The following is a 15,100-nucleotide window of genomic DNA, read 5'->3' as shown; positions in this document are numbered from 1 at the left end:
TGTTCCTGCGACCGCCTTTGAGAGCGTTCCGTCGCAGTCGCCTGCGACGGGGGATGATATGCGCTGCCTGCTTGCTAGTTGCCGGCGCTTTCCATCTTGCGGTTGGCGATGACCTCTTCCAGCCAGCCCAGACGCATTTCCGGTACCGAGCTAAGCAACAGATCGGTGTAATCGTCGAAGGGCGGCGACAGCACCTCGGTCTTGCCGCCATAGCGTTGCACGCGGCCCTGATACATCACCGCGATATTGTCCGAAATCGCCCGCACTGTGGCGAGGTCATGGGTGATGAACAGGAAGGCGACATTCTCGATCTTCTGCAGTTCCAGCAACAGCTTGAGGATGCCGTCTGCCACCAGCGGATCCAGCGCCGAGGTGACCTCGTCGCAGATGATCATCTTCGGTTTGGCGGCCAGAGCGCGGGCAATGCAGACACGCTGTTTCTGCCCACCCGACAGCTCTGCCGGGTAGCGATCCATGAAGCTTTCGCCCAGTTCGATCTCATCCAGCAGCTCAATGATCCGCTTGCGCTTCTCCGCACCTTTCATGCCGAAGTAGAACTCCAGCGGGCGCCCGATGATGGTGCCGACGGTCTGGCGCGGGTTCATGGCCACATCTGCCATCTGGTAGATCATCTGCAACTCGCGCAGGTCTTCGCGGCTGCGCCCCGCCAGATCGGAGGACAGGGTACGCCCTGCGAACTCGATCTCGCCCTCGCGCGGCGGCAAGAGGCCGGTGATCACCCGTGCGAGTGTCGATTTCCCAGAGCCGGATTCCCCGACCACGGCCAGTGTCTGACCAGGGTGCAGATCAACGTTCACATTGTGCAGCACGTCGAATTTGGTGCCCTTGTAGCGCGCGGTGATATTGCGCACGCTGAGCACCGGCTCCGGGGTGGGGGCCTTCTCCTCATGGGTGATGGAGCGGACCGAGACCAGGGCCTGAGTATACTCCTCCTGCGGTGCGTTGATGATCTGATCAACGGGGCCGTATTCCACCATATTGCCATGGCGCAGCACCATGATGTCGTCGCTCACCTGCGCCACAACCGCGAGGTCGTGGGTGATATAGAGCGCGGCGACACCGGTGTCGCGGATGGCTTCCTTGATCGCCATCAGCACCTCGATCTGTGTGGTCACATCCAGCGCCGTGGTCGGTTCGTCAAACACCACCAGATCCGGCTCCGGGCAGAGCGCCAGCGCGGTCATGCAGCGTTGCAGCTGCCCGCCGGAGACCTGATGCGGGTACCGCTCGCCGATATTGTCAGGATCAGGCAGACCCAGCTTGGCAAAGAGCGCGCGCGCGCGCGCCTCGGCGTCCTTTTTGGAGAACTTGCCCTGCTCAACCGCTGCTTCGATCACTTGTTCCATGATTTTCTTGGCTGGGTTGAACGAGGCCGCCGCCGATTGCGAGACATAGGTGACCTCGCCGCCGCGCAGACGGCGGATATCGCGCAGTTTGGATTGCAGGATATCGCGACCGTTCACCCAGACCTCGCCGCCGGTGATTTTGACTCCACCGCGGCCATAGGCCATGGAGGCCAGACCGATGGTGGATTTACCCGCGCCGGATTCCCCGATCAGCCCCAGCACCTTGCCCGGTTGCAGATCAAAACTGACACCATGCACGATCTCGATGTCGTGGGGCTTTTCACCCGGCGGGTAGACAGTTGCGCCGATCTTGAGATCGCGCACTTTCACGAGAGGTTCGCTCATCCGCGGCCTCCTTTCAGTGATGTTGTGCGGTTCAGGACCCAGTCCGCGACAAGGTTGACCGAGATCGCAAGGGTGGCGATGGCGATGGCAGGCAGCAGAGCCGCCGGGATTCCATAGACAATGCCTTCCTTGTTTTCCTTCACGATCCCGCCCCAGTCTGCTTCGGGAGGTTGCACGCCAAGGCCAAGGAACGACAGGGTCGAGACAAACAGCACCATAAAGATGAACCGCAGACCCATTTCGGCCACCAGTGGTGACAATGCATTGGGCAGGATCTCACGGAAGATGATCCAGACGGTTTTCTCACCACGCAGACGGGCCGCCTCGACGTAGTCCATCACCTCAATATCGACCGCAACCGCACGGGCGAGACGATAGACACGCGTGGAGTCCAGCAGCCCCATGACCACGATCAGCACTGGCACGGTGACTGGCATCACTGACAGCACCACAAGGGCAAAAATCAGCGTTGGGATCGACATCACCAGATCGACCAGCCGCGACATCACCTGATCCACCCAGCCGCCGGAGACGGCAGCAAAGAAACCCAGGATTGATCCCGTGGTAAAGGACAGAATGGTGGCCGCTGTCGCGATGAAGATGGTCGTCCGCCCGCCGTAGATCATTCGGCTGAGAAGATCGCGACCGATGTTATCGGTGCCCAGCCAATAATCACCGGGCGTTCCAATAAAGGTGTTCTCCGCAAAGTGTTGCAGCGGAAAGTGGGCCCAGTTCCAGGGCCAAGTCGAGATGAAGTACCAAACTTCCGAAAAGAAGTAAGAGACTGGAGAAAGATAATAGCTAAGTGCGGAAATTTCCCACACATCTCCGACCACCTCGCCGACGCCATAGGGGGCCAGCAGCGGGGCAAAGATCGCCATGAGAAAATAGAGGGCCGTGAACAACAGCCCAATCATTGCAGAGATAGGGATATTCTTCATTTCGGATGCCTCAGACGCGGGTTGGACAGGATGGCCACAATATCGGCGATCATGTTCAGAACGATATAGACCGCCGCAAAAATCAGACCGCAGGCCTGCACCACCGGCACGTCACGCTTGGACACATGGTCGACCAGATACTGCCCCATACCGGGGTAGACAAAGACCACTTCGATCACCACGACGCCCACCACCAGATAGGCGAGGTTCAGCATCACCACGTTGACGATTGGTGCAATGGCGTTAGGGAACGCATGGCGGGCAATCACCTTAAATGTGCTGAGGCCCTTCAGTTCTGCGGTCTCAATATAGGCCGATTGCATCACATTGAGGATCGCGGCCCGCGTCATGCGCATCATATGCGCCAGAACCACCAGCGTCAGAACCGCGACGGGCAGGGCAATGGCGTTGAGTTTTTCCAGCAAGCTCATGGAATCATTGATCATCGCGACTGAGCTGAACCAACCCAACTGCACGGCAACGAAATAGATCAGCAGATAGCCAATCAGGAATTCCGGGATAGAGATCGAGGCCAGAGTCACGGCCGAGATCAGTTTGTCAGGCCAACGGTCGCGGTAGCGCACCGCCAGAAGGCCCAGAAAGATTGCCAGCGGAACCGAGATCACGGCGGCCCAGAATGCCAGAAACAGGGTATTGCCAAGGCGGCGACCGATGCTGGTTGCAATGTCCTGACCATTGGTCAGAGCGGTGCCCAAATCGCCCTGCAGGGCGCCGAACAGCCAGTCGAAATAGCGCAGTATCGCAGGTTCATTCAGGCCCAGCTCTTCGCGCAGATTGGCGAGCGCCTCAGGGGTGGCCGACTGGCCCAGAATGGACTGCGCCACATCGCCGGGCAGGATCAATGTGCCCATAAAAATGAGCACGGATGCGGCAATCAAGAGTATTAATCCCAGCGCTAGGCGCTGGGACACAAGTTTTACGACGGGGTGCATGGCATAGACCTCTATCAGGCCAACCAGCACTTATGCGACCACTTGCCGGCCATGGTGTCGCCGGTGGAATCCACCACCCAACCCTGAACCTTGCTGCTGGTCGCTTCGATGAAGTCGTTGAACATCGGGCAGATCAGACCACCTTCGTCGCGCACCATCATGCCCATCTGGCTGTAGAGCGCTTTGCGCTTGGCTTCGTCCAGCTCGCCGCGGGCGGCAAACAACAGCTTGTCAAAGTCTTCGCGCTTGAAGCGGGTGTCGTTCCAGTCTGCGGTCGACAGATAAGCGGTCGAATACATTTGATCCTGCACGGGACGGCCACCCCAGTAGGAGGCGCAGAAGGGCTGTGCATTCCAGACTTCCGACCAGTAGCCATCACCGGGCTCGCGTTTCAGTTCCAGCGGGATACCGGCGGCATTGGCCGACTGCTGGAACAGCTGTGCTGCGTCCAGAGCACCGGGAAAGGCAACATCTGACACCCGCAGGGTGATCGGGCTGCCGTCGTGCCCGGATTTCTTGTAGTGCTCAGCCGCCTTGGCCGGATCAAACGGGCGCTGCGGAATGCTGTCGTCAAACAGCGGGTAGGCTGCGTTGACAGGCATGTCGTTGCCGACAGAGCCGTAGCCGCGCAGCACTTTGTCGACCATTTCTTCGCGGTTGATAGCGTATTTCAGTGCCAGGCGCAGTTCGTTGTTGTCGAACGGCGCTGTGTCGCAATGCATGATGAACACATAGTGACCCGGACCTGCGGCATTGCGCACGGTGAGGTTCGGCGCGCGGTCCAGCAGACCTGCAACCTTTGGTTCAACACGGTTGACGATGTGGACCTGACCAGACTGCAGCGCCGCCATACGGGCGGTTGCATCGTTGATCACAACGATCTCGACCTCATCAACGTGGCCGCGGGTGTCATCCCAGTAGTTGGGGTTTTTCTTCCACATGTGGCGCACGCCGGGCTCATTCGCTTCCAGCATATAGGCGCCAGAGCCGATTCCTGCCGCCGGGTTGTCAAAGCCGCCATCGGGCTGGATCATCAGGTGATAATCGGCCATCAGATAGGGCAGGTCCGCATTAGGTGTGGTCAGCTCAACGATGAAGTTGTCACCATCTGCCTTCATGCTTTCGATACCGCGCATAATGCCCAGGGCACCGGATTTACTGTCCTCGTTGGAGTGGCGCTCCATGGTGCGCATCACATCCTCAGCCGTCACCGGCTTGCCGTTGTGGAACTCAACGCCCTTGCGGATCTTGAAGGTCCAGGTCTTGGCGTCGGCGCTGGCTTCAACGCTTTCAGCGACGCGGTTTTCAATACCGCCCTCAGGCGTCACATTCACCAGGTTCTCACCAAATTGATAGAGATTGTGGTAAGGCACCTGGCTGGCGGCCACGGCCGGATCCAGCGAGTCGGTGCTGCCACCGCCGATGGAACCCAGCTTCAGCGTGCCCCCTTTGACCGGGCCTGCGGCCTCAGCTGCGCGGGCAAACATGCTGCCTGCAACAGCGGCGCTGATCCCCAGTGCTGCGGTTTTGCCCATGAATTCACGCCGGGTCATTTTACCGGAGGTGACGCTTTGCGTCATGAAATCAAGTTGGTCTTTCATTGCGGACTCCCTGTCGTATTTAGACGCTGAACACGTCATTTCTTGAATTGTCATTCAAGGTTTGCGCATTTGATGCGACCTCGCAACCCTTATTAGCGTCCTTTTTGGCACCAGCGGGGGCGGCAAAGTCATCAAGAGACGGCGATCCCGTCGTCTTTTGCGACTGCTATGTCGTATTTGGTGGGAAGTGAATGCTTGGCGGGACAATATGTGGAAAAAAGCCTCCCGGATCAGAGACCAAATATTATCCCGCTCACAGCGAAGTATTCGCCAATGGCTAGCAGAAATCAGCATATTTTTGGCCAAAACCTGTGCGTGTATCGGGTTTGTCGGCCGGGACGGGCAGACGACACAATGTCGGATTTTTAGACCTTCGCCGCGATTTGGGTGGCGGAGATCGGGTCGAAAGTACTGTTTAAGACCTGACGAAACGCGACATCAACAGCCTGCGCAAGATCACCAGTCGGCGCTATCCATCCAGATGGTCACTGGGCCGGAATTGACCAGGGCAACCTGCATATCCGCACCAAACGATCCGCGCGCCACCGGTACGTCCAGCGCGGCAAGCTGATCGGCAAACCGGGTATAAAGCGCACGGCCCAGTTCAGGCGCGGCGGCATTGGAAAATCCGGGGCGGTTGCCCCGACGGGTGTCGGCAGCAAGGGTGAACTGGCTCACCACCAGCGCGCTGCCGCCAATATCCTTGACCGAGCGGTTCATCTTGCCCGCCTCATCACGAAAAATCCGCAGCTTGCTGATCTTGGTCGCCATCTGATCCGCCTGTGCCTCGCTGTCACCCTCCATGGCGCAGATCAGGATCAATAGACCGGGGCCGATATCGCCGGTGGTCTCACCGTCAACACTGACAGAGGCTTCAGAAACGCGTTGTATCAAGGCCCGCATGATCTCTCCTATTCGGTGGTCAGCCGCGTCAGTTACGCCAGCTGATAAACTCATCTAACTCAGCGCGCTCCGTCCGAAACTGATTGGTAAGGTGATCAGGATCGCCGTAGCCGAAGGACAGCGCACAAAGGATATTGCGATCCTCCGGTATATCGCAGAACTGATGCAGCATCGGCGCATATGTGGCGACCGCAGCCTGCGCGATGGTGGCCACACCGGCAGCTGTTGCGGCCAGCGTGAAGCCAGTGACGAACCCGCCGCAATCCAGCGCGCCATAAGGGCCAAGCTCCTTGGGACTGGTCAGAATGGCACAATGGGGGGCGTCAAACAGGGTGAAATTGCGCATAATCTGCTGGTGAGATGCGGCGCGATCACCGCGTTCGACACCTACGGCCTCATATAAGGCCCAACCGCAAGCCTGACGGCGGGTTTTGTATTCGTCGCTGTAGCGTTCAGGAAAGGGCAGATCCGGTGCAACGGGGTCTTTCATGACCGCCTCCATCAAAGCGGAGCGCAGCGCGTTGGTGGCCGCACCGCTGAACAGGGTCACCTGCCAGGGCTGGGCATTGCACCAGGACGGGACTTTCTGTGCACAGCGCAGAATATCCTCGATCACCGCGCGTGGCACCGGGTCGGGTCGAAAGGCACGACAGCTGTGGCGCTGACTGAACAGGGCATCAAGCGCGGGCAGAGTGGTCATGGCAGATCCTTGGTTTCTGACATCAGTAAGTGGAAATGAGGGCGAGCCTTGGCTGTCAACGTGATCCGAAATACGCCACAGCGCCGCCAAGGATCAGTGCCAGGATAACGGCTGTTGCAATCTTCCACGCGGAATAAGGACGTTCCCCCTGCACCCGGCCCGATTGTCCGTTGACCACAAACCGGTAGGTTTTGCCCCGATACTTATAGGCCGCGAGCCAGACGGGCAGCAGCACATGTTTGAACGTGATGTCGGAGAAATTGCTGTCAATAAATTCAATGCGTTGCCGGTCACCGCCGATGTCAAAACGCACATCGCGTTCGATCACCCGGCTCATCCGCGCGTTTGCCTCGCTGTAACCATCGGCCAGCTCCACCGCGTAGGCCTCGGCCCGGAACCCGGCCAGATACTGCGGCTGATAAGGTTCCAGCGCGGACAGATCCCAGGGTTCCAGCGCGTCGGTGTTCTTTTTCGGCAGGCTTTTGGAGGCCAGCACCAGCACATCATCGAAAAACCGCTGTACCCGCCCTGAGACTGGTCGCCAACGCACTTTGGGCACCTGCCGGGACTGGCGTTTGCCATCAACCACGACAGTTTCGGTGACATAGTAGACCGTGCCACGCTGACCGCGATATTGTGATCGGGTTTCGGCATCGAAGGTCCAATAAGGCACATAAATTCCGTCCATGCGCCGCCCCTTGCGGGCGTATTGTTGCAGGCCGTTTGGGGCGAACCACAGCTGACCCAGCCAGTCTGACATGGCCTTATGGGCGCTGCGCTCGTCAAAAGCGAAGGGAAGGACACCCTTCGGCTTGATATGGCGATGGGTGCCGGTATCCGTGACCATGGGCGTGGCGCAGAAGGGACATTCGCCGGCGTGGTCCTTTGGGTCCAGCTCCACCTGTGCGGCGCAATTGGGGCAGCGCAGAACACGGGTTTCTTCCATGTCGGCCTCGGCCAGACCGGATGATAGCGCGGTATCGAAATCCAACTCGCGCAGACTGCCACCGCGCCAGGGACCGGAACGTATGGTTTCCTGATGGCCGCAATGATCGCAGGTCAGCGTGCCGTTCTGCGGGTCATAACGATAGTCTGCGCCGCATTGTTCGCAAGGGAACCGGTGTTCTGCCGACTGAGCGTGGGCGCCGGAGGACGCAGGGGGCACGGCAGTGAGCGGGCCGGGTGGCGGCGGTGGGGGTTGGGTCACGGGGGAGCCTCAGAGATACTTGTGTAGCAGTTTCGGCACCATGATGCGCCGGGCGTTGTCCTTCAACAGGAAATGACGCCAAAGATGAAAGACCCCGTGCAGCACAATGACGATGAGCAGCGCATCAAAGGCGATTTCATGCAGGTCTTCAGCCAGTTCATGCAGGTTGCGGCTGCCCGCCGCAGGGTTGATCGGCACAACCCCAAAAGCACGGATCGCAAAGGACGCCAGCATCCCGGCCAGCGCGCCGGTTGCAACCATAATCGGCAGGCCGATTTGCAGAACACGATGGTTCAGCCCATGGAACCGCTTGGCCCAGCCGGGCAGTTTGGGACCGGCGCGCCCGGCCAACCCATTGCGCAGATAGATTGCGATCAAGATCAGCACGACCAGCGCTAGGATCAACCCAACCCCGGCATAGGTGGCCAACGCCAGCCCAGGGGCTGCGCTGTTTTCCTCCGGCTCCACCAGGTAGAAGTAGGCAATAAGAGCGAGGCTCAGCCAGCGGAGCCATTTGAGCGCACTGCGTCGGATCATGACTGCTTAATCCTTCGTGGCAAGGAGGCTGCGTCGGTCGTGAGAAAGGGCGCCGATGATCACAGCGCCCTTGGGTCGGTTTCATGTCAACCCGCAGGAGGGGGCGGAGGCGGTGGTGGGGGCAGGATGGTAAAGAGCTGCGCCAGTTCCAGCACATCGCCAGCTGTCTTCCAGCCGTCCTGACCCGGGGTCCAAACCAGGCTGTCCCGGCGCAACCCGCCCTCCTGCGCCATCCGACCAAGGCGTGCTTTGGAGAAGGGGCCGGTGGTCTGTCCATTCTCGGCGATGTGCCAGACGTGTTCCACCGGCGGCGGCGGCGGGGCCACCGGGGCGGTCATCGGTGCGGTTTGCGGGGCAGCGGGTGCGGGGCGTGCGCCCCAAGGACCGGCGGGCTGACCCGCTGCCTGACCGGCGGCACCCGGTTGCGCCATCTGCGCCATCTGCGCCATCTGTTGGGCCATCGCCATGCCCATTCCCATGCCCATACCAGCCCCCATGCCGCTGTTGGGCGTCTGGGCTGCGGCGGTCATCGCCTCGGCGGCAGAGAACTGCGTGTAGCGGCCAAGATCACCGACGATCCCCATCTGGGTGCGCTTGTCCAGCGCCTGTTCGACCGCGGCGGGCAGCGAGATGTTCTCGATATAAAGCTCCGGGATCGCGATGCCGTAGTCTGCAACCGTTGCGGAAATCTCTGCTGCGACCAGCTTGCCCAGATCCGCAGTATTCGCCGCCATGTCCAGCACCGGGATGCCGGACCCTGCCAGCACCCGGCTCGCCTGTTGAACGATAATGTTGCGGATCTGGAAGGAGATTTCATCCATGGTGAATTCACCATCGGTGCCGACGATCTCGGTCAGGAACCGGGCCGGGTCCACCACCCGGATGCTATAGGTGCCAAAGGCACGCAAGCGAACGGGACCGAACTCCGGGTCCCGCGCCATGATCGGGTTCTTGGTACCCCATTTCAGATCATTGAACCGGGTGGTGTCGACGAAATAGATCTCGGATTTGAACGGCGACTGAAACCCGTGGTCCCAATGCTGCAACGTCGTCATGATCGGCATATTGTTGGTCTCCAGCATGTAGAGACCGGGGGTGAAGACATCCGCCAGCTGACCCTCATGGACAAAGACCGCCGCCTGACCTTCGCGGACCGTCAGCTTGGCGCCGTATTTGATCGCATGGCCTTCGCGCTCAAAGCGCCAGACCAGCGTGTCATTGGTGTCGTCGGTCCAGTGGATGACGTCGATGAACTCTCCCTTGAGAAAGTCAAAAATACCCATTGTCTTCATCCTTGTTCGGCGATGCCAGAGCATCAGGGTCGGCAAATGCGGGGCCGCTACTGCGGTTCCCCCATGATATCATAGGCGATTGTTTGCACGATCGGGCGGGCCTCATCGGCGGACATGCCGGGGCGCAGACGTGGATCATACAGGATCTGCAGAAGCTTTTCGTCCTGGCTGGTGAGCAGCGCAAATTCGTCGTCATCGTTGAAGATTGAGGGACGCGCGTGCGGACTGTCGTTGCGCAGGCCAAGGCCCTGAGCGATTTCCTCGTGGATACAGCTCCGGCGGGCCAGATCGGGGTGTTCCGCGCGGATAAGAGCCACTCCGCGCATATAGGAGGAGGGATCCGCTTGCAGCCCGCCAGCGCGCACCAGACAATAATAGCTTTGCGGCGGGTTGGAGAAGACCTGAAGGTCGGCGTCGCTGATCGACGGCAGGATGTCCCGCACCCGCCCGGCAACATAGGCACTGTCATCAGCACCAGCGAAGATCACGTTGAAATTGGCGCGTGCGCGGCTGGTTGTCGTACTGATCGGATGACCGGTGATACGGGTCAGACGGGCGGCATATGCCTCCAACGTTGAGCGGTCTTTCTGCTGCTGTTCGGCGCCGACCGAGGGGCCGAAGTCGGCCCTCAGTCGTACCGGCCCGTCCCACCGTCCCAGCGCGCCGGAGGTGCGCAGATTGCCGCTGCCGTATTCGTCATAAAAGGCGATCTGCTCAAAGTTCCTGCGCAGATCATCTGCATCATAGGGGGTCTCGGGTCCGCCACCATCCGTCCGCAATAGCCCACGGGTCAGCAGATCCTGCTGTAAGGCGCCGTAGTAGCGAGCCAAGCGCTGGCTCTCGTCAGAGGGCGGTTTGGGCTGCGGGGGCAGGTTGGCAGGGCGCGTTGGCGGCACCAGCGACGTGCGTTCTGCCAATGGATCACACCCCATAAGCAGGGCGGCCCCGATGAGGGGGCCGACCAGCGCCGGGATCAGCCGCCGCCGGGGGCGATGCTGCGATATTGTGTGGGCCTTGCTCATGCGGTGCCGGGGACCGCCGTAGCTGCTGTATCGCCAACACCGTCTCGACGCGCCTTGGCTGCGGCCAGCGTGTCGCGCAATTCTGCTTCCATCTTCTTCAGGTCTACCTCAGCTGCGGCGCGTTTGGCCTTGCCGTCATCGGCGATTTGCAGGCTTTCCTGAATGGTGCCGATCAGATCGGCATTGGCCTGCTTCACTGCTTCGATGTCGAAAACGCCGCGCTCCATTTCCTGACGGATCACCTTGTTGGTTTCGCGCAGGTTGGCGGCGTTGGAGGTCAACAGCTCATTTGTCAGGTCATTGGCATCGCGCACGGCAGCCGCCGCCTCGGCAGAGCGCTGGATGGTGACAGCCTGCGCCAGCTGGGTCTCCCAAAGTGGCACGGTGTTCACCAGCGTTGAGTTGATCTTGGTCACCAGGGATTTGTCGTTTTCCTGCACCAGACGGATTGAGGGCAGCGACTGCATGGTGACCTGACGGGTCAGTTTCAGATCATGCACCCGGCGCTCCAGATCGTCGCGGGCGGCGCGCATGTCGCGCAACTCCTGCGCGCGCATCACCTGGTCGCTCTCAGCCGCGGCGGCGACAGCGGCTTCCAGGGCGGGGATCTCATTGGCATCCAGCTCGGCCAGCTTGGCCTCACCAGCGGCGATATAAAGCGCCAGCTCATCATAGAAGCTCAGCGTTTTGGCATAGAGCAGATCCAGCGATTTGATATCCTTGAGCAGCTGATGCTCATGACTAAGGAGATTATCGGTAATCCGGTCGATCTGGCCCTGCACATCCTCAAATCGGGCGGTGAATTTGGCGAAAGGCGCGGCGCGACCCAGCAGACGCTCCCAGAAACTGCGCTTGCGGCGCACATCCAGTTCCGACACGGAAAAACCGCGGATGGTGGTCACAATATTGCGCAGGCTGTCACCGGCGGGGCCGACATCCTTGTTGCGTACATCGGTCAGCATTGCTTGGCTGATCACTTGCAATTCGGTCTGTGCGCCAGAACCGAAGTTGATGATCGAGTTGCTGTCTGACATGTCAATCTGCGCCATCCGCTCGCGGATATCGGCACTGGTCGCCGCATCGGCCTGTTCCAGCGGCTGGACTTCGGCCATCGGTTCGGGAAGGGTGATGGCGGTGACCTCTGAGATCAGCTGGGTCTCTTTGGCGGCCTTTTTCTGAATGGTCTCGGACATGTGCAAATTCCTTATGGCTGTGTCAGCGGGTGTCCAGATGAACGCCCTCGCGCTGCAAACGATCCCGCAGCACGTCGATTTCAACGGTTAGATCGGTGCGATCCTCCATCAGCATCTTACGGGTGCGGGCGGCGAAGTTCTGTTCCAGGTCAGTCAGCAGGGCTAGAAAATCCTGCCGGGCCTGAGTGTCGCCACTGCGGGTATAAATATCGGCGAATTTGATGGTCGCATCGCGCGCGCCCATCAAATAGATGGTGAGGTAGCGCCGCGCGCCGGTCAGATCGCGGGGGTCTTCCTCAACTGTACGAAAGAGGTCGCGTGCCACCTCCTGAAAGGCCTCAACCTGCTGCTCGACTTTGCGGTCGCGGGCGCGCAGGGCGGCATCCTGCATTGCGGAGAGATAGGTTTCGGCTTCGTCCACAACACGGGCAACGCGGTCACGCTGGAAATCATCAATGCCTTCAGTGCCCTTGCCCCGCAGGGGATCAAGGCCAAAGGCCGCCAGATGCAGGCCAATCGCCGCAGCGGCATAAATCAGCGCGCTGAGTGCGCCGGGGTCCTGCCGCCAGACAGCAAACAAGGCACCGGTACCGCAGAGTAACGCCGCCAGGATCTTGCGTGGCAGGGCAGGGCGGCGGGCAACTTTGCGATCATTATAGGCGGCTTCAGCCCGCAGGCCATCGCGCAGCAGATAGGCTGATCCGGCCCACGTCGCTGCGGCAAGCAAGCCAAACGCCAGACCAGCCGCATCCGAGAAGACAGACATCAGGGCCACCAGCCCCGCAGGCAGTGCCATCAGATTGGCGCGCATGCCGACTGGATCAACTTTGGCGCTGCGATAGCTGTTGGCGCTGGAGGTGGTGTTCCCGGAGGTGGGAGATTCATCTGCCCCGGTGTCGCGGCCATCAGGGCTGTATTTGCCGCCAAAACGTTGTGCCATGGGGTCAGCCTCCGACCAGCCAGCCGGTTGCCAGGCCAATCATCAGGATCAACAAGGCCACAAAGGCGAGTTTCTGCACGTCTGTTCCCCCAATATGAGCGCTGCAAGCAATTGGAAACTTAGGATATGCAGCGTCATCTTGCTAGGGGGAACTCTGAAATCGTGGACGCAACTTCGTGTCGCGAGCGGCTTAGCGGCGCGGCGGTTTACCACCACTGCGTGGCGTGGGTCCTCGACCCGTGTCCCGACCGCCATCGCGACCCGTGCCGCCACCAGAGGGTTTGCCGCCGAACTTGCTGCCGGGTTTGCCACCCGGTTTGCTTCCGAATTTGCCTGCGGGTTTGCCACCAGGTCTGTCTGACGTGCGATCAGCGGTCCGGCCCGTGGGCTTACCTTCGGATTTTCCGGCAAACCGATCAGATGCTTTACCTTTGCCTGCAAATTTTCCGCCGGGTTTGCCAGCAGGGCGGGCTCCAGACCGGTCGCCGGGCTTCTCGCTCGACCTATCAGCGGAGCCAAAGGAGCGACCTGACGGTTTCCCACTTGGTTTTCCGCCCGGCTTACCGCCTGATTTGAAATCTGGTTTGGCACCTGGCTTCGGGCCGGGTTTGCCCGCACCGGGGCGTTGACGCACAGGGCGCTTGGGTTTTTCGTCTTCTTCAGTTTCTGGGGCGGCAAGTCCGAGCTGATCCCGCACCACGCGTGGGCGCAGTTCTTCGACCTCGCCCGGCTTCAGATTGCCCAGCTGGAAGGGGCCGTAAGACAGGCGCAGCAGGCGGTTCACGGTAAAACCAATGTCTTCGATGGCGCGGCGGATCTCGCGGTTTTTGCCTTCGCGCAGGCCAATTGTCAGCCAGGCGTTTGCGCCTTGCTGGCGATCCAGCGCCACGGTCATCGGCTGAAAGCGCTCTCCCTCGATCACCAAACCCTGACGCAATGGCTCGAAATCGGTGTCTTTTGGGCGGCCGTTGATACGCACGCGGTAGCGGCGCAGCCAGCCAGTAGACGGCAGCTCGAGCTGGCGCTTGATGCCGCCATCGTTGGTCAGAAGCAGCAGTCCCTCTGAATTGAGGTCAAGCCGACCTACAGTCATCACGCGCGGCATATCCTCCGGCAGGGCGTCAAAGATTGTCCGGCGGTCCAGCTCATCATTTGTCGTGGTCACCAGACCTGAGGGTTTGTGGTACATCCATAGGCGCGGCGGTTCGGGATCCTGCATCGGGTTGCCATCCACCACGATCCGATCCTTGCCCAGCACCACGTTCAGCGCCGGGCTGTCGATGACCTTGCCGTTCACCGCAACGCGCCCTTCGGCGATCATCCGCTCGGCCTCGCGCCGCGACGCAACGCCTGCGCGCGACAGAACCTTGGCGATGCGGTCGCCTTCGGGGCCATCACCGGTGGCGGGCGTGTCAGCCGACGTCTTGCCTGCCTTTGCCGAAGCAGGGCGTGTGTTGCGGGCTGGTTTGGCCGTGCCGGGGCGCTGGCCTTTGGGGGAAGATGGTGTTTTGCTCATACTGAGGCCATAGATCATTCCACGCAGTTGCGAAAGCTCCCATTCTGGGGCAGGGAGAGAGCATGCCATTTCGTTCATACATGGATATAGCCCTTACCGAGGCCCGCGCCGCCGCCGCGCGTGGCGAGGTGCCCGTGGGTGCCGTACTGATCGCCCCGGACGGTCAAATCGCTGCCAGGGCTGGAAATCGCACCCGCGAGCTGAGCGACCCGACTGCCCATGCCGAGGTGTTGGTGATCCGTGAGGCCTGTGCCGCTGCGGGATCGGAGCGGCTGACTGGCTATGATCTTTATGTGACGCTGGAACCCTGCGCGATGTGTGCCGCCGCCCTTGCCGCCGCCCGCATTGGCCGCGTTTACTACGGTGCCTCGGATCCGAAATCCGGCGGTGTCGCCCATGGGGCCTGTGTGTTCTCCCATCCGCAAGCCCATCACACGCCCGAGGTCTATGAGGGGATCAGCGCCAGTGCAGCCGAAACCCTGCTCAAGGACTTCTTTGGCACGCGCCGCTCCGGTGGTGCTTGACCCGGTTATGGTCTCGCCCGTAGCGTGACGGTCTGGCACCATAATGAGATGAGGACGGT

Annotated in this window: 14 protein-coding genes; 1 reads left to right on the top strand and 13 read right to left on the bottom strand. The window is 60.5% G+C overall.

Features of this window, described 5'->3' with window-relative positions; genetic code table 11:
- Positions 1-74: 74 nt before the first annotated feature.
- From PhaeoP97_RS10760 to PhaeoP97_RS10700, 13 genes are all read right to left on the bottom strand, one after another.
- Positions 75-1,712 (bottom strand): ABC transporter ATP-binding protein, encoded by a 1,638-nt coding sequence (locus PhaeoP97_RS10760; protein ID WP_014880512.1) that lies wholly within the window; start codon positions 1,710-1,712, stop codon positions 75-77.
- The gene (locus tag PhaeoP97_RS10755) at positions 1,709-2,653 is read right to left on the bottom strand and encodes an ABC transporter permease (protein WP_072505050.1); all 945 of its coding nucleotides are present in this window, start codon (positions 2,651-2,653) and stop codon (positions 1,709-1,711) included. Before PhaeoP97_RS10755 ends, PhaeoP97_RS10760 begins: the two co-directional genes overlap by 4 nt.
- The gene (locus tag PhaeoP97_RS10750; protein ID WP_072506431.1) at positions 2,650-3,606 is read right to left on the bottom strand and encodes an ABC transporter permease; all 957 of its coding nucleotides are present in this window, start codon (positions 3,604-3,606) and stop codon (positions 2,650-2,652) included. The genes PhaeoP97_RS10755 and PhaeoP97_RS10750 overlap by 4 nt, the downstream gene beginning before the upstream one ends.
- Positions 3,607-3,620: 14 nt before the next feature.
- Entirely contained in the window at positions 3,621-5,207 is a 1,587-nt protein-coding gene (locus PhaeoP97_RS10745; protein WP_072505049.1) for an ABC transporter substrate-binding protein, read from the bottom strand.
- 456 nt (positions 5,208-5,663) lie between these two features.
- Positions 5,664-6,110 carry a D-aminoacyl-tRNA deacylase gene (gene dtd / locus PhaeoP97_RS10740; protein WP_072505048.1) on the bottom strand — a complete coding sequence of 149 codons (447 nt, stop codon included), beginning with the start codon at positions 6,108-6,110 and terminating at the stop codon, positions 5,664-5,666.
- A 28-nt stretch (positions 6,111-6,138) separates the two neighbouring features.
- Positions 6,139-6,810: a nitroreductase gene (locus tag PhaeoP97_RS10735; RefSeq protein ID WP_072505047.1), complete on the bottom strand. Its 672-nt coding sequence runs from the start codon at positions 6,808-6,810 to the stop codon at positions 6,139-6,141.
- 55 nt (positions 6,811-6,865) lie between these two features.
- On the bottom strand, positions 6,866-8,017 hold the full coding sequence (locus PhaeoP97_RS10730; RefSeq protein ID WP_083570358.1) for a TFIIB-type zinc finger domain-containing protein: 1,152 nt from the start codon (positions 8,015-8,017) through the stop codon (positions 6,866-6,868).
- 9 nt (positions 8,018-8,026) lie between these two features.
- Complete coding sequence (locus PhaeoP97_RS10725; protein WP_072505046.1) at positions 8,027-8,554, bottom strand: cytochrome b/b6 domain-containing protein; 528 nt, start codon at positions 8,552-8,554, stop codon at positions 8,027-8,029.
- A gap of 86 nt (positions 8,555-8,640) precedes the next feature.
- Complete coding sequence (locus tag PhaeoP97_RS10720; RefSeq protein ID WP_072505045.1) at positions 8,641-9,837, bottom strand: SPFH domain-containing protein; 1,197 nt, start codon at positions 9,835-9,837, stop codon at positions 8,641-8,643.
- Between the two features lie 56 nt (positions 9,838-9,893).
- A complete protein-coding gene (locus tag PhaeoP97_RS10715; RefSeq protein ID WP_072506429.1) occupies positions 9,894-10,778 on the bottom strand; it encodes a DUF2927 domain-containing protein in 885 nt (294 codons plus the stop codon).
- An 86-nt stretch (positions 10,779-10,864) separates the two neighbouring features.
- Entirely contained in the window at positions 10,865-12,061 is a 1,197-nt protein-coding gene (locus PhaeoP97_RS10710; protein ID WP_072505044.1) for a toxic anion resistance protein, read from the bottom strand.
- A gap of 22 nt (positions 12,062-12,083) precedes the next feature.
- Entirely contained in the window at positions 12,084-13,001 is a 918-nt protein-coding gene (locus PhaeoP97_RS10705; RefSeq protein ID WP_072506428.1) for a 5-bromo-4-chloroindolyl phosphate hydrolysis family protein, read from the bottom strand.
- Between the two features lie 190 nt (positions 13,002-13,191).
- Positions 13,192-14,517 carry a pseudouridine synthase gene (locus tag PhaeoP97_RS10700; protein ID WP_072506427.1) on the bottom strand — a complete coding sequence of 442 codons (1,326 nt, stop codon included), beginning with the start codon at positions 14,515-14,517 and terminating at the stop codon, positions 13,192-13,194.
- 62 nt (positions 14,518-14,579) lie between these two features.
- On the opposite strand from PhaeoP97_RS10700, the gene PhaeoP97_RS10695 reads away from it, so the two are divergent.
- Positions 14,580-15,041, top strand: a complete 462-nt coding sequence (locus PhaeoP97_RS10695; protein ID WP_072505043.1) for a nucleoside deaminase — start codon at positions 14,580-14,582, stop codon at positions 15,039-15,041.
- The last annotated feature ends 59 nt before the right edge of the window (positions 15,042-15,100 follow it).

The sequence above is a fragment of the Phaeobacter porticola genome, assembly GCF_001888185.1.
In the GTDB taxonomy this organism is placed as follows: Bacteria; Pseudomonadota; Alphaproteobacteria; order Rhodobacterales; family Rhodobacteraceae; genus Phaeobacter; species Phaeobacter porticola.
This window is presented reverse-complemented; position numbering and strand designations above follow the sequence as displayed.